The following is a 20,779-nucleotide window of genomic DNA, read 5'->3' as shown; positions in this document are numbered from 1 at the left end:
GTCCCACTACATCTCAAATGGCAGACAACGTATCTAAACAAATACGAAAGAAGACGTTGATCTCACGGATTAACTCCCGCTGGGAATCGCCAGTTGCAGGTTATTTGTTTATAGGTCCTTGGTTAATTGGGTTTTTGGCACTTACCTTGTATCCGATGATCCAGTCCCTCTATTATTCATTTACAGACTTCTCCCTATTGAATGCTCCGAACTGGATCGGTACGCGAAATTATGAAAAAATTCTAACCGTAGATGATAAGTTCCTAAAATCGCTTAAAGTGACTTTTCTTTACGTGATTGGCTCCGTTCCACTGCGGCTGATTGCCGCACTGTTAATTGCAGTACTGCTAAATAAAAATGTCAGAGGTATTTCCTTTTACCGTACCGCTATTTATTTTCCTTCATTAATAGGGGGAAGCATTGCGGTATCCCTCTTATGGAAAAACATGTTTAGTCGGGATGGTTTCATCAATGATATCCTTCATCTGTTTGGTGTCCAAGGGACAGGGTGGACGAACAATCCGGATACTGCGCTGGGAACGTTGGTGTTGTTGGTGGTTTGGCAGTTCGGTTCAGCCATGGTCATTTTTCTTGGTGGGTTGAAGCAGATTCCAACCGATCTGTACGAAGCGTCTTCGGTGGACGGCGCGAAAAAGATAAGCCAGTTTTTCCGAATCACGTTGCCTATGCTATCGCCATCTATTTATTTCAACCTTATTATGGGCTTTATCGGTTCATTCCAGATGTTTACTCCCGCACTGATCATTACGAATAATGGTGGGCCGATGAGCTCGACATTTGTGTACGCGTTATATTTGTATGAACGAGCTTTTGGCCGCATGGAGATGGGCTACGCATCAGCCTTAGCTTGGATTATGCTAATTATTATTGTCATTGTGACATCGACCATTTCCCTCACATCGAAGTACTGGGTATTCTACGAATCAGAAACGGGGCGGAAACGATGAATTCTCTCTTAAAGCGTACATCACTTGTAAGTCATCTCTTTTTGTTAGTGTTCAGTTTAATTATGATTTATCCAGTCATTTGGTGGATGGGCTCCTCATTGAAATCCAATTTGGAGCTCAGTTCCTCTAGATTATTTCCAGCTAAGCCGATGTGGAGTAATTTTACAGATGGCTGGCATGCCATACCAAGATTCACATTTACAGATTTCTATATCAATACATTTCAACTTGAGGCGAGCCTCTTAGTTACAACCTTAATTTCCTGTAGCCTTGTAGCTTTCGGATTTGCGCGTCTCGATTTTCCATTACGAAACTTCTGGTTTGCGATACTGATGCTAACCCTGATGCTGCCTGGTCATGTGACCTTAATTCCACAGTATGCCATGTTCCATAGTCTTGGCTGGGTCAATACATACTTGCCATTCATTGTACCTCATGCAGTAGCAGCGGGAACTGGCGGATCATTCTTCGTGTTTCTTCTCGTACAGTTCATACGAGGAATTCCGCGGGATCTGGATGAGTCGGCGAAGATGGATGGTTGTAATTGGTTCAGTATTTATTGGCGAATCGTTATGCCGCTGACCAAGCCAGCGCTAGTCACGGTTATGATCTACTGTTTCCTATGGAATTGGGATGATTTCTTTGGACATTTGCTTTATATTAACTCGGTTGATAAATATACAGTCGGATTGGCGCTTCGAATGTTCAACGATTCTCAATCAGCACAAGCTTGGGGGCAGCTGCTCGCGATGTCGCTAGTCTCCGTGATGCCAGCAACGATACTATTTTTCATAGCGCAAAAGCATTTCGTAGAAGGTGTTGCGACGACTGGTATTAAGGGTTAAAATTAGTTGCACTTAGGCGTCATTGTCGTGATCAAGATCATGATAAATGGCTCCTTGGTGTAGCTTTTTTTGCATTTTCATGCTAGAGAGGTGGTTGTTATGATAAATCCATTTAAATCATATCGCTTAGATTATCTGTTCTTCGGCAGTTTTGCCGGGTTTATTATCATTCTATTACTTGTTTTTACGTGGGTAACATACACAAGTTCATCTGAGGAGCTTGAGCAGAATACGTCATTTTATCAGGAAGCACTGCTGACGGAACTAAACAAGCAAATCAATATTCAACTCAACACCATTGAGCAGATTTCCCTTTCTACCTCCTCTAACCCTTTATTACAAGACTACCTTTCCTCAGGTGGAGATGAATATGCGCGCAACAAGAGAACCAATGATACCAAAGATATGTTGGGCTATATAACCTATAGCACGGCGATTATGAGCTCGGTTGAGCTCTATGCGAATCATCCCATTCAGATGCACGATCCACAAGGCGTTGTTCATTTCAAGGATAAAGACACACTGGAAGCACAGCCATGGTATACGCTCATCCAGAACACGGATGCGACTTGGATTGGCGAGCATGCGATTCGTACGAACCGGGGGGATGTTCCTGTCATCAGCTTTGCACGAAAAATATTCGTTAATCGGTATGATTATAAAGGTGTACTTGTTTTTAATATTAAAGCAACAGCTCTAAAGGCCATACTCACTGGGGAATCAGGTGTGAATAATCGTATCATGCTCGATTCAGGAGGAAGGCTCATTACATCAACAGGGGATGGCATCTCACTTCCGCAACATACGTTTAACGAGTACATGGAAAAAATGAAAGGGACAAGTGGCAACATTCGATTGCCAGCAAGCAATGGCGAGCACGGAGCTCTCCTTGTATGGTCAAGGCTATTCAACAGTTCAAAGAGATGCTTTCGATCATCTCTTTGAACAATTCAAGCCGAATAAGAGCTTGTCCATAGAGGAACAACAAGAACGTTTCTCCGTATTGCTGATCTGCTTCTTTCAATTGTTACAAAACGCTTGGACGCACGTTAAGACTACGCCATTAGACGCACCACGTTCCTTGAGTCACAATGTGGTTTGGCAGCTTGGTCTTCGCGGCATGGGTGACAAGCCTGTATGGGCGGATGATCCTTATGCCCCAGAGACGGATAGAGGGCGAGGGCAGTTAATCGCAGATGCCATTGCCAAGCAATATGAAATTATAGCAGCAGCGCTTGGTCACAGAAACATTGCTTCAACGGCCACGCTGTGGATGGAAGGTATGGAGCTGCTGAAGGGAGGACATTTGACATTCCCGAAAGAGACGATGATCATTCATGCTGATTTTGGCCCAACTCAAATGTTAGGCGACAGCTTCTATGAGGTGAAACGTGAGTCAGGAAGGCGGTATGGTGTGTATTATCACGTCGCTTTCTGGAGCTGCGGCCCCCATCTCGTCCAAGGAACTCCACCTCAGAAAATTCATTACAATCTACAAGCGGCTGTTCAACAAGGCAACACCGATTACCTTGTAGTTAACGTAACGAACATCAGAGAGATGCTGCTTGGCACCCAATACACAGCTGCATTAGCTTGGGACTTTGAGGCTAATCAACCGGAACCATATATTCATAATTGGGTATTGGAGCATTATGGGGAGCGAGGCAACGTTGCAGCTGCTCGCGCATATCAAGCTTATTTCAATGCATTCCATTCGTTAGACAACGAGGGATACACGGGCCGTATGCTTCTGATGGATGGCATGTGCCGTAGATTAATTATCAAACTGGTAGGTATCCTGAATGGGCAACCATTTACAAAAGACGAAATTCAGAACAAAACGCTTCTGGCTTTTGATCAAGTTTCAGACTTCGTGGACTATTACAAAAATGCTACTAGAATAGCCCTTCCTAAGTGGGACACCGCTCTAAACGAGGCTTATCAGGCGTTACTGGAAATAGATGAGGAGTGTAGGGAGTTTTTTACGACGAACCTTTTGGTCCAATTATCGATCATTCGCGCGCTGTATCGGGCCGTTCATCATCTATCTATGGCGACAGAAGCCGTACTCGCCGGCCCAACAAAGGAAGATCAGAACGTACATGGCCGAATCTTGGAAGCTGGGGCTGATCTTCAGCAGGCCTCGATCATTCGTTTGCATGCGGAGCGAGGCAAATGGAAAGGCTGGTATAACGGCGACATCTTGTTAAACCTTCCCGATTTGATTCGTCAGGTGAGTGAGTGCGCAAGTTTACAGTCATTAAGGTGACCGTGACCTTCTATCATTAGGCAGATAGTAATTTTAGAGTGCAGATTCTTCTAAAACAATGGATTGCTCAACTAACTGGGAGACGAAAGTATAATAAGCAGGGAGTAGCCCGCCACGGGGCAGCTACTCCCTGCTTTTATTAAAGGTAATGGGAGATTTCTTTAGCAAGTAGCATCTATTTTGTGGTAAAATATGTAATTAAACTCTGGGGGTGCCTGTTTTGCCGATTATTGAAGAACTCATTGAGTTTGTTAGCCCATTCTATACAAACAAAGACATCATGCATAATTTAAGCCATATTGATCGCGTATTAAAACTCTGCCAATAAGCTACTAAAGCATTATCCTACACTAACAGACAATGAATTAATTACATACGGTTGTTACTTCCACGGTTTTATTTATCTGCGTGAAGACTTAATTAAGGATTACTTGAAGAACCAAGACCTATGCGAAGAACGCATCGAAAAAATTATTAAAGTATCTTGGGAATCACAGAAGGACGAGGTTCCAGAAACGTTGGAAGGAAAGCTTTTGCATGATGCCCATATGATTGAGGGCGGAAAAACCTATCTGATTGTAAAAACCTTATGCACGGGTACAGCTAGGGGGCAAAGTTTAGAACAGACTTTGGATTTTATAGAAAGTCATGTGCTTGGTAAAGGTGAATGTTATTTGCCAGAAGCACAAGCAGTATATTTTGATATGCAACAGTTTGCTGGCACTTTTATTAAAGAATTAAGAGAAGGTTTACAGACACCGTCATTACGCTAACGGGTAGAATAATTCCAATATGTGGTAAAATAAAAATAAAGGCTTACAGGAGGCGTTTAAACTTGAGATTAGCTAAACTATCTCTTATAAGTGGTCTCATTATTGCCTTGATTATTTTTATTTTGTCATTATTTCTAAAGAATGGTATTAGTCAACGAATATCGGGCGGCATTGGTTTAATCCTAATTATCACTACAATTCTTACAAGTGGCTCACTGATATCAGGTGACCGCCAACGAGCTAATGATAGTACTGAATCCACCAATGATAAAAAGCAAAGGGACAGTATTTCTATAGCATGTTTTCTTGCAGCTATCCCGATTTTAATTCTTTGGGGATATCTTAAGTACTTTAATTGAAAATCGATTAAGGTAACGGTGAACTTTAACACAATAGGAATGTTGAGGTCAGCAACGAATCTAAAAGGGGATAATAAATCGTTGAAATATAAAAATGACGAGGGAATAGATTATTTAAGAAGGTACCCAGCTTTATGCAAATGGATGATTAAGTGTAAAGCTTGTGAGCAGGTTGGATACAAACCTGATTTACCTGAACATATACATCCCGAGTATGCGGTTCCGCACCTTCGATGGAATGATAAATACATAAGAAAGTATTTCAAATTATCTAAGCGAAGATGAATATTGTGAAGTATGTAAAAACCTATTTCCATTTTAACGCGTTTCCGCTAACTGGGAACATTAGTTCAATAAACAGCAGGGAGCAGCGGCACGGCAGCTGCTCCCTGTTTTCATTCAAGACTTTAATAATTTAGTTTCTGTACATAAAATGATAATATTGTTAAGTTGAGGTGTTTTAAGTGGATGAAACCAATAAAGAAAACCCAAAATCTCGCAATTGTAAACAAGAAACCAACGAGGTGCCATCCTTTAACAGTGTGACCGATCACTATGGGAAAATCCTCGGAGTACCAAATAAGAGAGTTGATTTGAGAACTATGCCTAAGTTTCTACGGTGGTTTGCCTATCTATTTTATACAATTTTAATTCTGGGAGGAATCTTATTTATCTTCTCAGTAATATTTAGAAAGTAAAATTTGGTTGGAGTTTTAATATAAATTATGAGGATAAAAAAGTAAAGATGCTGAATGAGACACAGCACTCTTTACTTTTTTATTTTTGATATTAATTTTGAAGTGTATTTATTGTTAGTGAGCTTTTAGATTTATTCAGTAAATCATCTTTAAAATTTTCAAATTCTTGAATAGACTTTATCTTTCCTTGTTGTGTGAGTTGGTCATATAGCTTTCCACTTAAGATTGCTTTTTCATACTCGGTTTTTATTTCATTACTATTCCAAAAATCATCCTCTGATAGTCCAGTAATTCTAATACGATTTTTCATTATTTCTTTTACAGTTTCGGTATTCTCATCTAAATAATTAGTATTATCTATTGCTGCTCTTTCTCGTTTGATAAGATTAGATACTTCTTCTGCTGAGACTTGAATACCAGCCTTTTTAGCTTGTTTAACAAGTAATTCCTTCTTAATCATATCATCAACTAAAACATTATCTTCAATAGTAGCCTTATTTTTAGAGAATTTGTTTATCATTTCTGTCATGTTTTGATACCTGGAAATCTTCGCCTTTAACAATAGCGACTTCTGGATTACTTTTTGAGAGTGAACTTTTTTCCTTATCAAGTTTCTGCTTAATAGTATCAAATTCTGCACTGATTTCTTTTTTCGGTACCGAAATACTTGTATCTGCATAAATAGCTGAACCTACACCAAAAGCTGAAACTACAGCAATAGTTAGTAAAGGAATAATAAGTTTATTTTTTTTCATGGTTTAAACTAACCTCCTATAAATTAATGGCTATCAGTCCAAGAGTCTGTTACAGTTCCACCACCGAAACATTTATTACCTGCAGGCTGAACATAACCTTCATTATTTACACTAATGCTGAAAGGAGCAAATTGTGCAGATGTCCAACTAGAACCACTATTTTTACCAATAACGGATGTACCAGGTGCAACAATATAGCTTGAGTTTTGTGATAGAGTAACACTGCTGCTGTTAAAAGTGGTAGTATTTCTAACTGCAAGTGTATCCCCACAAGAAGATAGACCATAACTATCTGAAGACCTAATGCTTGAGTCGGAATTATTAAAGTTATATAGTGATCCCGAAGAACTGTAAGTTAGAACTGACGTCGTTGTTGCGTAGACACTAAATGTAATTCCTCCGTTGGGACCATACTGAAGAATATTTGCACTTGAACTATGGGTATCGGCAAAAGCAAGTGCTGGTAGCATTGTGCTTAAACATAACGATAGAGCAGATAACTTCATGAGTTTTTTTTTCATTTTAGTTTACCTCCATTAATTATACTAATGTTTTTAACTAGATCTTTATTATTAATACTAAAATTACATCTCACCTCATTTGATTTTTTTTATAAAAATGATAAAATATGTAAATCTACTTCACTGCTATATTTGCATATTAATGGTAATTTTGTAAATATATTATTTATATTACTAGGAAAATGCTATAAAAAAGTGCATATTGCACAGAGTGACAACTACATAAAGGGATTGGCTGCACTTTTAATAAGAAATGGAATCACATATTTCAAGCAGGTAGCAGTAGTTAATGCTACTTGGATATTTTGCGCCGTAAAATCCCGAATTTAATGTTAATTGCCACCGTTACACCAAACAAGAATAGAGAAAAATATCAAAATGAGATAGAATTCTTAAAAGTTTGTGAGCAAACCAGAGGCATTTGCTTGTTTTAGTAAGAAGTATTAATTTAATAATGTTTGCTTTTGTAAGGTTCAGTAAAATTTTTTATTTGTTTTATCGAACCTTTTCAGTCTTCAAGGTGTATATCTCATGATATTGAAGAGGGGAGTAGATGTTCATGAATAACAATACAGAGCTGCAACAGTCTAAATTATTTGAAACTTATTCGCCTTTTGTATTTAAAGTAGCGTTATTGATAACCCGATCAAGGACATTATCCGATGATATTACTCAGGAAACATTTATCAGGATTTTTAAGAAGATACATTTGTATGATCCACTTAAGCCTATAGAACCCTGGTTATACAGAATTACGGTTAATGTCACAAATAATCTCTTGAGAAAACAAAAGTGGTTGAAATTCTTTGGGGATGTTTCAATTGCAAAAAACTCCAGCTCTTGGGAACCAGAGTCGGAGCTTCTACATTATGAGCGAGATCAAGAATTGTGGGAATCAGTTGGTAGGCTATCTGTGAAATATAGGCAAATATTAGTTTTACATTACTATTCGGAAATGAGTTTAAATGAGATTTCCTCGATATTAGAGATACCCTTAGGGACTTGTAAATCTAGGCTAAATATGGCTTTAAGGAAATTAAGACTCGAACTGGATTTAGAAAAGGGAGGGATTTTAGATGAAATCTAAACAGAACGACTATGAATTAGAATCGAGAGTATCGAAAATGTTCACTCATGCAGTGGAAAATGAAAACTCTTCAATTAAATATGCTGACATTGCAAACAAGGCTCTTTCTCAGTCAACAACTCTTTTCCGTAAAAAAACCATTACACTCTTAATTGCTCTTTGTTTAATTCTAGTGATTCCGACGGTAAGCTACGCTATCAGTGGCATTTCGATTGGTGAGTTATTTGCCGAAATGAAATTGAAAATTAATCAGCATGAGCGGGATGAGAATAAAACTGTTGCAATCGTTGAAGGTGTAAATATTCTAGTTAAAGACTTTGTTTTTTACAAAGCAAACCTTGAATTAATATGGAAATTAAATGACGTGAATGTGAGTGAAACTAACATGGATTTATTGATGGATATGATAAAAGAACAACTAATAGTTCAGTATGCATTGGAGAAAGGGTATTCAGTCTCGAATGAAGAGATTAATATATATATTTTAAACTTAAAAAACCAATTAAATCAACCTGATGCTCCAAGGGAAATGAAGGAGATCATGGCAAATAGAATTAAACTAACGGGTCTGTCTGAAGAAGACTACTGGAAAAGTCCAGATACAATTAAAGCCTATAGGGATCTATTATTGAAAGACAAAGTCGGAAAAAATTTGAATATGAACGTTACGGATTACGATAAATTTAAAGAGGAAATTTGGGTTAAAAAAAAAGATGCAATCCAAATCTATAAAGAAAATCTCAAATAATTAGTAAAACATAATTGGCAGTTCATATTTGTGTCCGAGATTATCGCATTTGTACAATCTACTCTTTCATATTGTTCTCCAATTGTGAGTGATGCTTCTTCTTAATCTTCTTAACCAAATTGGATTGAGTTACGAATCGCCCTGATCGATTAATCGAATTAAAGTTTGTCTGTTTATATCGTATGATTTCCTAGAAAAATTTACTGACTGGATACTGACTCCTAAGTAGAAGAGCAGGTCGCCAAGATGAATTGTTTTTGAAGTCGATGGGTAAATTCATAAATATGGAAGGCCACCTTCAATTTCTTGTCTGTCAAGAAATCCGTTCAGCTAACAGGGAACTACAGCGGAGAATACTGCATAGCGGCAGTTATTGGGCAGATTAGTTAATTAGTTGCTTCCGTTACTTATAAAAAATGTTATAATATGGATGTATATATTTGAGGAGGTCTACAATGAGAAATACTTCCTATAATCCATTTAATGATGAGACGCTTCATCTTACTGAGAATGAAACTGATAAGAATTCCCTCGAAGATAGGGCTCCCTTTAACGATGTAATCAAACATGTCGATATTGTTTCGGGCTTCCAAGTTCCCAAAAGGCTAGACCATCTTCCAAAGTGGTATAAAAATCCTCAGAGAATATTTGCTACTATTTCTGTCCTTGTATTCACCTCATTTATGATATACCAAGTTATTCGAATTATTACTTCTATTGCTTCGGGGAAGTAACATCTCCCCGCGTTAAGCTCCCTCGATATGATTTAAATTTCTCACGCAAGCTCGTCTATTCGCAGGATTTCATCCCGTAGATATCAATGTTGAATGAAGGAAAGCGAGATATATTTGGATGTGTCGTTAAAAAGGCATACGGGAACAGAGGTGAAGTTAAATCACCCAATTCATTCCAAATACTTCACGTAGGAGTTCCTGTAAAAGACTATATTGATTTAGAGCCTGGAGAAGAATATAAGGATTTGAAGAAATATATGAATTTACAGCCGGGGTCATATACGGTACAAATGGAATGGAATAAGAATGTTGTTTCTTCTAAATTTATTTTTTCGAAACTAAAATACTTCTTGGACACTTATGACAGAGGTAGTTGCTAAGATAACGAAATTATTCATTGCGCTAACGCAGAACACTAGCACAACACACAAATTTATGCGTTAAGATTAAACCCTCCCAATTCTAGCAAAGCTAGAGATATCTTATATTTGGGAGGGTCTTTATTATGACATTGAAGGAGTTATGTATGCTGTACGAAGCTGACAAACGTATCCTGGGGTTCAGCTCGCATACCATGAAAGCATATTTTCTACAACTCAACATGTTGATACGTGAACTGGGTAATTTGGAGAATGAAGAAATATCCTTAAACATGCTAAAAGATTATTTTGCAAGGGCATCAGAGCGATTAAAACCGAGTAGCTTAGGTCATCGAATTCGATTTGTACGCTCTCTTTTTCGCTTTGCCTTTGAAGAAGGTCTTATGACACGGAATCCTTCTCTCAAGCTGAGAGAACCTAAGATGGACAAACGTATTCCGAAATTCCTAGTTGAGGAGGATGTTAATCATCTTAAGATTACCTGTCATTCTCATCGTGAGCATGCTCTGTTGGAGTTTTTGTACTGTACAGGCTGCCGTGTTGGAGAGGTTCAGAAAATAAACATTGAAGATGTTAATTGGGAGAACTGTTCAGCAATTGTGAATGGTAAGGGTTCTAAACAAAGAGAGGTATATTTCACTACCGAATGTAAGATATGGTTAAAAAAATATTTAGAGAGTCGTGGGGATATTTGTAAAGCATTGTTTGTTACTGAAACGAATCCGACTCGACGATTGTCGATTCCAACAATACGTTGGGCATTAAAAAGCTGGCAAAACGAGGGGGAATTAATGCTAATGTATATCCTCATCGATTCCGTCACACATATGCCTGTCAATTACTAGATAACGGTGCGCCGCTAGAATTTATTCAGGGTATGCTTGGGCATGGAAAAGCATCTACTACACAGATTTATGCTCAACTGCGCGGTGAGCGTAGGAGAGAATTATATCGTCGATACTTTTAAGGCCATCATTGGTTACTTCTCAGCTAAAGGGCAGGATTGCTTCATCAGTTGTCATTGTTTGAGAACCGGCATCTACTATGACAATCTAGGATAAAATTAGTAGTTTCAATTAATATTCAAGGCTAAGGAGCCTAGTTATTTTGCTTCTAGCTTGTACAGAAAAGGCTACTAAGCCGTTTCTGGTTCTGCGAGTGTCGAGTTAGGAAACTCAAATGACAATTCTTATATATATTCTACGATTCGTAGGTGTGATTGTACCAGTGATTGAAATATAATACTCTTTAAAGAAAGGGAGGTTATCTGTTTGAATCAGGTTAAAATTGGAATGTTTATTGTGAAAATGAGAAAACAGCTGAATTTAACTCAGTGTGCATTTGCTGAGACGCTCGGAATTAGCGATAAAACTGTAAGTAAATGGGAATGTGGCAACGTGATTCCTGAATTATCCCTTATGATGCCGATTTTTGTGTTGAGATTATAGCTTGCACCTATTTCCTATAATACTGTTTAGGAGAAAATCCAGTAATATGTCTAAATGCCTTATAAAAGGTTGAATAGTCTCCAAACCCAACCGCATGAGCGGCATCTAGTGCAGGCGTTCCGGACATGAGAAGCTCTATGGCGCTCATAATTCTTTTATAGGTAATATACTCAATGACTGTGAATCCCGTATTCAATTTAAAGATGTGGCATAAATAATACTTGTTTACATAAAATTTCTGCTGCAACCTGTCTAGTGAGATTTTTTCTTCTAGATTTTTGTTAATGTAATCCAATATCGCCACGATTTTTTCATCATATTTGTGACGATCGGTATAAGTATGATTATATTTTGAAAAGATTTTATTAATCGTGATCAGCATTTGTATAAAAATGGCTTTCATCATAATTTGGCTTTCGGGAGAGGCCTCCTGCGTAGTTTGTTCGATTTGCTCCCAAAGTTCGTTTATTTTATATTCCAATACTTCTTCAGCGGGTATCTTGTTACAAAATCCTAGCTTTCTGTTTTCAATAGGGTAAAGCATATTGTAATCATCCGTTTGAAAAGCAGAAATGTACTCTGGCTTAAATTGAATATACTTTCTTTCATAGCGGACATTCGAGTTAAAAACAATTCTATGCAACTCTCTTGAGTTCGTTATGACGATATCGTTTGGAGAAAGTTTGTAAGCTTGTCCTTCGATATAATAAGTTAAATCTCCTGAAATAAAATAAAACAATTCATAACGGTCATGTAAGTGTGTCTTAATTTCCTCTGGAGAATCTGTTACCTTATGTTCCATAGAAAATTGCTTGCTAATGTAGCGCTGGATTTGAGTGCTCATGATCTCGCCCCTTCAGTAATTATTATAAGCGGATAAGCAATATTTGCAATGTATCCCGCAATAAATCCAATGAATAGAAATGATTGTTGAGATAGAATGTAAAATAAAACAACGAGAGGATGGCAACATATGAGCCAATTTATATTATCTGCATTTGCAGATGAAATCGATGCCAATTTAGATACGCAGATGGATGTGCTAGACCAGCATGGTATTAAGTTTATTGAGATGAGAGGCGTAGATGGGAAAAATCTCGTTCATTATTCACTAGACGAAGTTAGAGAAATAAAGCGACGCATAGATGCTAGAGGATTTAAATTGTCAGCTGTTGGTTCTCCACTAGGAAAGATCGGTATTAACGATGATTTTGAACCACACTTGGAGCTGTTCAAGCATACATTAGAGGTCGCCAAAATAATGGAAAGTCCGTTTATCCGAATGTTTAGCTTCTGGATTCCACAAGGTGATGCGCCGGAAACATACCGCAATGAAGTCATTCATCGGTGGGGGCAATTTGTAAAGGCAGCCGAAGGAAGCGGCGTAATCCTTCTTCATGAGAATGAAAAAGATATTTATGGAGACACCCCAGAGAGATGCCTTGATCTCCTTAAGAGCTTAAATACCGACTCGGTTAAGGGCATTTTCGACTTTGCAAATTTTGTCCAATGTAATGCAAAGAACTATCCCGAAGGCTTTGAAATGCTTAAGGATCATATCGCATATATACATGTTAAGGATGCTGTCTACAGCGACCACCATGTAGTGCCAGCTGGAGATGGCGATGGCTGTATAGAAGAAATTTTAAGTGAATTATATCGCAGTGGTTATGAAGGGTTCTTATCACTTGAACCCCATCTTGGGAAGTTTAAAGGATTTGCCGATCTAGAGCCCCATTCACCAGGTTTCAATTTACCAGAAGGCGGGCCAAAAAGCTTTGCTATTGCAGTTCAAGCGTTAAAACGAATACTACATAAGATTGAGAACTAACGGAGGAGTCATTATGGACAAGGTGCGTATAGGCATTATAGGCATTGGAGGTATGGGGACTGGACATGCCAAAAATATCATCGCAGGAAAGGTTCCCCATGCGGAACTAACAGCAGTGTTTGATATAAGTGCGGAGCGATTGGAATGGGCGAAGCAAAACTTTAGCGATAAGGTTAAGATATTTGACAATGTAGATGCTTTCTTTCAATCCAAAACATGTGACGCCGTTATTATCGCGACACTTCATTATGATCATCCCGTTTTAGCCATTCAAGCTTTGAATCATGGTTATCATACGATGATCGAAAAACCGGCGGGTGTGTACACGAAAGCCGTCAGCGAGATGAATGAAGTTGCGTTACAAAGCGATAAAGTATTTGGGATTATGTACAACCAGCGAACCAATCCCGTGTATCGAAAATTGAAAGAGCTCATTGATTCTGGAGAGCTTGGTGAAATTAAACGGTCGATCTGGATTATCACGAATTGGTACCGACCTCAAAGCTACTATGATGCAAGAGAATGGCGTGCAACTTGGGCAGGTGAAGGCGGCGGCGTACTGCTCAATCAAGATCCACACCAACTGGATCTATGGCAGTGGATATGCGGCATGCCAAAACGAGTGCGCTCTTTCATGTCCTTTGGAAAATATCATGATATTGAAGTTGAAGACGATGTAACAACCTATGTCGAGTACGAAAATGGGGCTACAGGTCTGTTTGTGACATCAACTGGAGAAGCACCAGGGACTAATCGATTTGAAATTACAGGTGATCGGGGAAAAATTGTTATTGAGGATGACAAGTTAACTTTCTGGCGATTGCGTGTGTCCGAAAGAGAGTTTAACCGCGATTTTAAAGGCGGTTTTGGCAGCCCTGAATGTTGGAAATGTGAAATCCCTACGCCAGGTGTGAATACGCAACATGTTGGCATCTTAAATGACTGGGTTAACGCCATCTTACATGGCACCCAGCTCATTGCTCCTGGTATAGAGGGTATTAAGGGCTTGAGTCTTTCTAATGCGATGCATTTATCAGCGTGGACGGATAGTTGGGTAGATCTTCCATGTGACGAAAATTTATTTTATGAAGAGCTCAAAGAGAGAATTGACAACTCTACGTTTAAGAAAAGAACCAGTAAGGAAGTCACGCTAGATGTTGCTGGAACGCATTAACTAGACTATCCGTGCCAAAATACAATATCACAAGGGATCTGCTTATATCTTGATATAAGAGATCCCTTGATTTAAGTTTTCAGCAGAAAGTAGCTTAGAAGAGGACTCAAGATTATGGCTCATCAACCCTTCTTCATAGAAACATAACTGTGAGTCGAACCTTACAATTGTATCCCTATAGAGTGGGATTACCGCACTCCATTCTTGTTGACCAAGGATTATAATAAATGAATAATTCCGTGAGAGGGGGGCAACTAAGATAAACGGGACTGCTTATATTGATAGCGCTTACAACAACTTGGTTGAACATAATCAGCAGGAAAGAATATTGATTTTGTGGAGGTATGTATGCTTATAAAAAAAGGTATGAGTCTTCTATTAGTGCTTGCAATCATGTTCACATTTTTTGTGCCACAGACGGTCGGTGCGGTCAACTCCATTGAAAACTATGCCATTACTTCTACGGGTGCTGCAGATGGAGCCGATTCTGAAGCTCATCTCCAGGCAGCTGGTGGGCCGGCCACGATTCAGAACTACCCGATGCCCTCCATCTATACGCAATCCGATGTTTATTCATTAAAGGCGGATGATGAGGCAATTCCCGTTATTCAATACCTGCCGGAATATGACTATGCCGAGTTTTCTTTCTCCGGAACGGTCAGCATTGAGGTTACGGCAAACAAACCGATTACTTCGTATTCGATCAGCCCACTAGCTAAAAATATAAAGGGGACAGTCGATGGGAATAAGCTGACGTTTACATTGTCTACCTCCACCTACGTGATCGTGGATATTAATGAAGATCCGAATGAAAAAGCAGATGAAAGCGATCCCGCGAAGATCAGGAAAAGACTCGTTATTGCGGCCGATCCACTCGAGACGGACATTCCAGCTTCATCGGGTTCCGGAATCTATAATGTGACATACGCGCCATATAATGCGGACAACACAGGGGCTACAATCACTTCGGCTGCGATTCAACAAGCCATTGACGACGCGAATGCAGCCGGTGGAGGCACGGTGTTTATTCCAGCTGGCGTCTACAAATCCAGCAATCTGACCTTGAAAAGCAACGTCACCTTTTACCTGGCCGGAGGCGCTGTCATTGTCGGCACAGGCAAGGGAGAGGATTACCGGAATGACTTCCGCAAGGATACGATCTCGGATGGAACCTACTTTATCCGTACGGAAGTAAATTCCGAGAATATCACGATGCGTGGACGCGGAACCATTGATGGCAAAGGGGTGGAGATGCGGAAACGCAAGATGACGAATGCTCCGCCAACGCACAAGAATGGGGAAGGATTCATTAATAACCTACTGGTCCCGATTGCGACTAGTAACTTTACCTTTGACGGACTGACCTTACGCGACGGTGGTTTCTGGGCGTTCCTCGTGGTTCGTTCCGACCACGTGACGATTACGAATTACAAAGGATACCAGAATCTTCATGTCCTTGAAGACGACGCCATCGATATTAACGAGAGTCAGAACGTGCTGGTCAAGCATGCGATTGCTATCTCCGACGATGATACCTTCTCCACCAAAACCTGGCCGCAAATGGGAATGTCTAAGAATTGGCCTGGCGCAATTGAGCATTTGGAGAATGTCGTGTTTGAAGACGCGCTTGCCTGGACGAGATGTGCGGCTTTCAAGCTTGGCATGGGCATCGCCACGCCTCAGATCGGCGTAACCATCCGGAATTCATATGTGTATCAAAGCGCCAGGGCGCTGCTTGTCGATCATGCTTTTTCGAGCAATCCACTTCCAGTAGAAGGTTATGCGCAAAATGTTACGTTCGAGAATATCGATATCGAACGGGTGGGTATTAACCAATTCGGCAACTATTGGTTCAGGGTTTCCACCAGCACATCCGGAGATGTAAAGAATATTTTGTTCAAGAATATCAATGTTCGCCAGACGGGCGGGACATCCCAGATTCAAGGAAATCCAACTAAGGGCGGATGGGTGGACGGTTTGACGTTCACGGATGTTTACGTGAAGGGTCAGCTTGCGAGAAGCCTAAGCGATCTGAAAGCATCCGTGAGGAATGAAAATGTGCGAGGAGTAGCTATCACCAATACGACTCCGCCTATCTTCAGCGATGATTTTGAAGATGGGGATATCGAACCATGGATAAGCTCTACAGGTGCTTGGTCAATTATTGAAGATAATGGTAAGGTTTTGTCCGGCGGCAATACGACGAATACCTCTCTCATTACAGCCAACGCCGGTGCTACATGGACCGATTACACCTTTGAAGCCAGAACAAAGCTGCCACTCATCAACGGACAGGAGAACGGCGGCCTTCTTTTCAGGGTGCAGGATGAAACAAATTTCTATATGTACCGTGTCAATGCAAAGTCCAAGAAGCTAGAGCTGTTTAAATCCGTAAACGGAACCATGACTGCTGTAGCGGAAACACCGTTCACGCCTGCGAAGCAGTGGTATACGGTAAAAGTGACTGTTCAAGGAAATACGGTCAAAGCTTATGTAGATGGCGTATTAATGACGAGTTGGACGAATCCTATCCAAGAATTAACAACAGGAGGCATCGGATTCCGAACCACTTCGGCCAAAGTACTGTTTGACGATGCCGTCGTTTCCGCTATTAATGAGGCACCTACCAATATTATGCTTTCAAATGACCTCGTAGTGGAAAATACGACTGCAGGCAGCACGGTTGGAACTTTTTCCACAGTTGACCCTGATGAATTGGATACATTTGCTTACACGCTTGTGGCAGGAGACGGTGATACAGACAACAGCAGCTTCTCCATTCCCATCCTTGGGAATACGTTGATTCTCCGAATGGTACCGGATTACGAAACGAAAAATAGCTACAGCATACGAGTGAGGAGTACGGATTCAGGAGGATTATCTTATGAGAAAAGCTTTATTATTCATATAACCGATCTGGATGAAACACCAATCGACCCCACACCGAAAGCCATCCTCTTCAGCGACGACTTTGAAGATGGAAATTCTAATGGATGGAGTAAGTCTTCAGGAACATGGGGTGTACTAGTTGATAATGACACGCAAGCTCTGGCCCAGAAGGCTAGCACAACAGCCTTCATAACTGCAGGTGAGTCGTGGACGGATTACATGTATGAAGCGAAAATAAAACTACCCATATCGGATTCAAACGCAGGACTTATATTCCGGGTGAAGGATTCAAATAATTACTATATGTACAGAATCAATTCATCGTCAAAAAAGCTGGAACTTTTTAAAGCTGTTGATGGCGTTTTAACCAATGTATCCAGTTCCGCGTTTACAGCGGTTACGAAGCAATGGTATACAGTGAAGGTTATCATTCAAGGGAATATCATTCGTGGCTATATAGATGGAGAATTAAAGACCGTCTGGACCAATCCAGTTGCGGAATTAACCGAAGGGAAAATCGGGTTCCGAACAACCACTGCGAATGTACTTTATGATGATATTTCAGTTTCAAGTTTGAATAACGCACCTACGAACATTACGCTTACCAATGACAGTATTTCAGAAAACACGGCTCCAGGAAGCAATGTGGGAACATTCTCCACGGTCGACCCCGATACGGGAGACAACTTTACGTATATGCTTGTTGCAGGTACTGGGGACGATGACAATAACAGCTTCACCATCTCCGGTAATAGATTGCAGACGGTGACACCATTCGTTTATGATGCGAAGAATAGTTATTGGATTCGGGTCAAAAGTACGGATGGAAGCGGACTTTCCACCGAGAAGCAATTTACGATATTTATTACAGCTAAATCGGACGATGATTTCGTTAAAGCCGATGCAGCCAATAACGCCATATTCCTCGACCGCAGCAGAGTAGCGGCAGGTGGTACGGTAACGATAACGGCTGAAGGGGACAGACAATCCATGGATGGCGCTCTGGCGGGAGACGAAAGATTTATCCCGACGACCTGGTCGTCCACAGAAACCGGAAAAAGCGATAGCTTTAATTGGAATGTCAATGCGGGAACCTACACATCCAGCTATGCAGCTTCTGAAGTGGGAACACATGTCGTAACGGCTACGTTCCAGAAAATGAGCTGGAACGGCTCATCGTGGATTAACGGGGAGACAGACACCAAAACGGTGACCTTGCAGGTATATTCGCCGATTAACCAAGCGGGCAACAGCCTTAGCGTTAACCCAAGCCAAGTGGTGGTGGGTCAACCTGTAACCTTAACGGCAGAAGGCAACAGACAGAGCGTCACACCGACAATCATCGGCGAAGAGCGATATTACCCGACGATGTGGAGCTCCTCCGAAGCCGGTAAATCGGGAGTTTTTACCGTAACAGGGCAGGTATACCAATCCGACTATACACCTTCAATATCCGGTGTATTTACGATAACTGCCATGTATCAGAAGCAGGTATGGGATGGAACAGCATGGGTCAATAGCGTAACGGATACCGCGACCGCAACGCTTATTGTAAGTCCCGCACCTGCGGCAAACGCTGACCATAACACGCTTGCTTTAAACGCATCCAGCGTCATGGCAGGAGAGACGGTCGTCATCACGGGGACGGGAGACCGACAGCAGGCAGCTGGAACGATAGTAGGAGAGGAACGGTATTATCCAGCAGCATGGAGCTCTACGGAGACTGGCAAATCCGGAATATTCACGGTCAGCGGACAGGTGTATTCTTCCGGCTACACGACGGTATCAGCAGGCGATTTTACCATCACGGTTACGTTCCAGAAGCAAAGCTGGAATGGGTTGGCATGGATCAATGGCACGACGGATACCAAGACCATCAACCTGACGGTCAATGCAGTTCCAACTGAAGATGGTGGATCCGACGATGAATCCGGCGGCAATGATTTAAGTGGAAGCGATAACGGAACAACCTCGCCGCCGGGATCGAGTAATTCTGGTGTAGACTCACAGAAAGATGATAAAACTATCACGACTGTTTCTGTGGACAAGAGCAAGTTGGAGCAAACGTTGTCTCAGGAAGGCAATGGCGCAACGGTGACGATTCCGGTTAATAGCCCATCGGACGTGGTAGTCGTAGAATTGACAGGTGGGATGATTAAGAGCATGGCATCGAAGGAAGCCGTACTGGAGATCAAGACAGGGAATGTAACATATACGGTGCCCGCAGCCCTTATCAATATTGATGCTGTGTCCCAGCAGCTGGGGTCGCAAGCAGCATTAGACAATCTGAAGATCCATATTACGATCTCTACGACTTCGGTTGAAATGGAAAAGGCTGTGCAAGACACGGCAAACTGGAATGGTTACCAGATTGTCGTCAAGCCGGTATCGTTTGAGATTACAGTCATCAGCAGCGGCAAAACGATGGAAGTATCCAAATTTAACGGTTATGTGGAAAGAACCATCGCACTTCCGGATGGCATCGATTCGAGCAAGCTGACGACGGGGGTTGTTCTGAACGCGGACGGAACCTTCTCACCTGTGCCGACGATAACGATTGTCATTGACGGCAAACGTTATGCCAAAATCAGTTCCATGACCAATAGCATTTATTCAGTCATTAACAGCCCGAAAGCCTTTGCGGATGTGAACGCGCATTGGGCGAAGGAAGCGGTGAACGATATGGCTTCCAGACTGGTCATTGACGGCACCGAAGACGGCCGATTCGAGCCGGACAGAGACATGACTCGCGCGGAGTTTGCCGCTATGATCGTCAAAGGTCTGGGACTCTTGCGTCCTGGCACTGGTAAGGAGCTGTTTAAGGATGTAACGAAGGGCAGCTGGTATTACGACGCTGTAGCCACGGCTTACGAATACGGAATCATTGACGGGTATGGAAGCGGAACCTTCGGGCCTGCGGATCAAATTACCCGTGAACAGGCGATGACGATGGCGGCCAGAGCGATGAAGCTCACCGGGTTGAAGGCAGAGCTCCAAGCGAGTGAAGCGGAAGCGTTGCTAGCAGGCTTTGAAGATGCAGGCAGCACTGCCGACTATGCGAAGAGCAGTATCGCCTCCTGTATCAAGAGCGGAATCATTACCGGCAGAGACAGCCATTTATTGGCGCCGAAAAGCAATATCACCCGTGCGGAAGTTGCTGTTATCGTAAGAAGGCTTTTGCAACAATCAAGATTAATTTAGAATTAAGACAAGAGATGCGTTAAGGCGCTTTCCATCATCGTTTTGTTACCCTAGAGAGTGGACACACCCCACTCTCTTTTTCTTTGGGGTAGTCTATAA

17 protein-coding genes and 1 pseudogene are annotated in these 20,779 nt (G+C 41.2%); 14 read left to right on the top strand and 4 right to left on the bottom strand.

Going from position 1 to position 20,779, the window contains the following annotated elements; translation table 11 throughout:
• Positions 1 to 17 precede the first annotated feature (17 nt).
• The 6 genes from J2736_RS10490 (at position 18) to J2736_RS10465 (ending at position 5,214) form a co-directional block, all read left to right on the top strand.
• Entirely contained in the window at positions 18 to 968 is a 951-nt protein-coding gene (locus J2736_RS10490) for a carbohydrate ABC transporter permease (RefSeq protein WP_310226379.1), read from the top strand.
• Positions 965 to 1,813, top strand: a complete 849-nt coding sequence (locus J2736_RS10485) for a carbohydrate ABC transporter permease (protein WP_310226179.1) — start codon at positions 965 to 967, stop codon at positions 1,811 to 1,813. The genes J2736_RS10490 and J2736_RS10485 overlap by 4 nt, the downstream gene beginning before the upstream one ends.
• Before the next feature lie 99 nt (positions 1,814 to 1,912).
• Entirely contained in the window at positions 1,913 to 2,758 is an 846-nt protein-coding gene (locus J2736_RS10480; RefSeq protein WP_310226177.1) for a cache domain-containing protein, read from the top strand.
• The gene (locus J2736_RS10475; RefSeq protein WP_310226175.1) at positions 2,682 to 4,082 is read left to right on the top strand and encodes a glycosyl hydrolase 115 family protein; all 1,401 of its coding nucleotides are present in this window, start codon (positions 2,682 to 2,684) and stop codon (positions 4,080 to 4,082) included. The genes J2736_RS10480 and J2736_RS10475 overlap by 77 nt, the downstream gene beginning before the upstream one ends.
• A 431-nt stretch (positions 4,083 to 4,513) precedes the next feature.
• Complete coding sequence (locus J2736_RS10470) at positions 4,514 to 4,855, top strand: hypothetical protein (protein ID WP_310226174.1); 342 nt, start codon at positions 4,514 to 4,516, stop codon at positions 4,853 to 4,855.
• A gap of 62 nt (positions 4,856 to 4,917) precedes the next feature.
• Positions 4,918 to 5,214 (top strand): DUF5316 family protein, encoded by a 297-nt coding sequence (locus J2736_RS10465; RefSeq protein WP_310226172.1) that lies wholly within the window; start codon positions 4,918 to 4,920, stop codon positions 5,212 to 5,214.
• A 789-nt stretch (positions 5,215 to 6,003) separates the two neighbouring features.
• On the opposite strand, the gene J2736_RS10460 is transcribed toward J2736_RS10465, so the two are convergent.
• The 3 genes from J2736_RS10460 to J2736_RS10450 are packed head-to-tail and all read right to left on the bottom strand — an operon-like array spanning position 6,004 to position 7,188.
• Entirely contained in the window at positions 6,004 to 6,441 is a 438-nt protein-coding gene (locus J2736_RS10460; RefSeq protein WP_310226171.1) for a SurA N-terminal domain-containing protein, read from the bottom strand.
• Positions 6,413 to 6,667, bottom strand: coding sequence for a hypothetical protein (locus J2736_RS10455; RefSeq protein WP_310226169.1), 255 nt, complete (start codon positions 6,665 to 6,667; stop codon positions 6,413 to 6,415). Before J2736_RS10455 ends, J2736_RS10460 begins: the two co-directional genes overlap by 29 nt.
• A 23-nt stretch (positions 6,668 to 6,690) precedes the next feature.
• Positions 6,691 to 7,188 (bottom strand): hypothetical protein, encoded by a 498-nt coding sequence (locus J2736_RS10450; protein ID WP_310226167.1) that lies wholly within the window; start codon positions 7,186 to 7,188, stop codon positions 6,691 to 6,693.
• Positions 7,189 to 7,747: 559 nt separating this feature from the next.
• Here J2736_RS10450 and J2736_RS10445 point away from each other — a divergent pair.
• The 5 genes and pseudogenes from J2736_RS10445 (at position 7,748) to J2736_RS10420 (ending at position 11,585) form a co-directional block, all read left to right on the top strand.
• Positions 7,748 to 8,275: an RNA polymerase sigma factor gene (locus J2736_RS10445; protein ID WP_310226165.1), complete on the top strand. Its 528-nt coding sequence runs from the start codon at positions 7,748 to 7,750 to the stop codon at positions 8,273 to 8,275.
• Positions 8,265 to 9,023, top strand: coding sequence for a hypothetical protein (locus J2736_RS10440; RefSeq protein WP_310226163.1), 759 nt, complete (start codon positions 8,265 to 8,267; stop codon positions 9,021 to 9,023). Before J2736_RS10445 ends, J2736_RS10440 begins: the two co-directional genes overlap by 11 nt.
• Before the next feature lie 455 nt (positions 9,024 to 9,478).
• The gene (locus tag J2736_RS10435; protein ID WP_310226161.1) at positions 9,479 to 9,757 is read left to right on the top strand and encodes a hypothetical protein; all 279 of its coding nucleotides are present in this window, start codon (positions 9,479 to 9,481) and stop codon (positions 9,755 to 9,757) included.
• Positions 9,758 to 10,262: 505 nt separating this feature from the next.
• A pseudogene (locus J2736_RS10430) lies at positions 10,263 to 11,104 on the top strand (tyrosine-type recombinase/integrase).
• 304 nt (positions 11,105 to 11,408) lie between these two features.
• Positions 11,409 to 11,585 carry a helix-turn-helix domain-containing protein gene (locus J2736_RS10420; RefSeq protein ID WP_310226155.1) on the top strand — a complete coding sequence of 59 codons (177 nt, stop codon included), beginning with the start codon at positions 11,409 to 11,411 and terminating at the stop codon, positions 11,583 to 11,585.
• Between the two features lie 7 nt (positions 11,586 to 11,592).
• Here the strand turns inward: J2736_RS10420 and J2736_RS10415 are convergent, their stop codons facing one another.
• The gene (locus tag J2736_RS10415; RefSeq protein ID WP_310226153.1) at positions 11,593 to 12,429 is read right to left on the bottom strand and encodes an AraC family transcriptional regulator; all 837 of its coding nucleotides are present in this window, start codon (positions 12,427 to 12,429) and stop codon (positions 11,593 to 11,595) included.
• Between the two features lie 129 nt (positions 12,430 to 12,558).
• Between J2736_RS10415 and J2736_RS10410 the strand changes: the two genes are divergently transcribed.
• The 3 genes from J2736_RS10410 (at position 12,559) to J2736_RS10400 (ending at position 20,680) form a co-directional block, all read left to right on the top strand.
• Entirely contained in the window at positions 12,559 to 13,416 is an 858-nt protein-coding gene (locus J2736_RS10410; protein ID WP_310226151.1) for a sugar phosphate isomerase/epimerase family protein, read from the top strand.
• 13 nt (positions 13,417 to 13,429) lie between these two features.
• Positions 13,430 to 14,590 carry a Gfo/Idh/MocA family protein gene (locus J2736_RS10405; protein ID WP_310226150.1) on the top strand — a complete coding sequence of 387 codons (1,161 nt, stop codon included), beginning with the start codon at positions 13,430 to 13,432 and terminating at the stop codon, positions 14,588 to 14,590.
• A gap of 348 nt (positions 14,591 to 14,938) precedes the next feature.
• Positions 14,939 to 20,680, top strand: coding sequence for an S-layer homology domain-containing protein (locus J2736_RS10400; RefSeq protein WP_310226148.1), 5,742 nt, complete (start codon positions 14,939 to 14,941; stop codon positions 20,678 to 20,680).
• The last annotated feature ends 99 nt before the right edge of the window (positions 20,681 to 20,779 follow it).

It is taken from the genome of Paenibacillus qinlingensis (assembly GCF_031455095.1).
Lineage (GTDB): Bacteria > Bacillota > Bacilli > Paenibacillales > NBRC-103111 > Paenibacillus_E > Paenibacillus_E qinlingensis_A.
The sequence above is the reverse complement of the archived record's forward strand: the minus strand, read 5'-3'. Positions and strand labels throughout refer to the sequence as shown.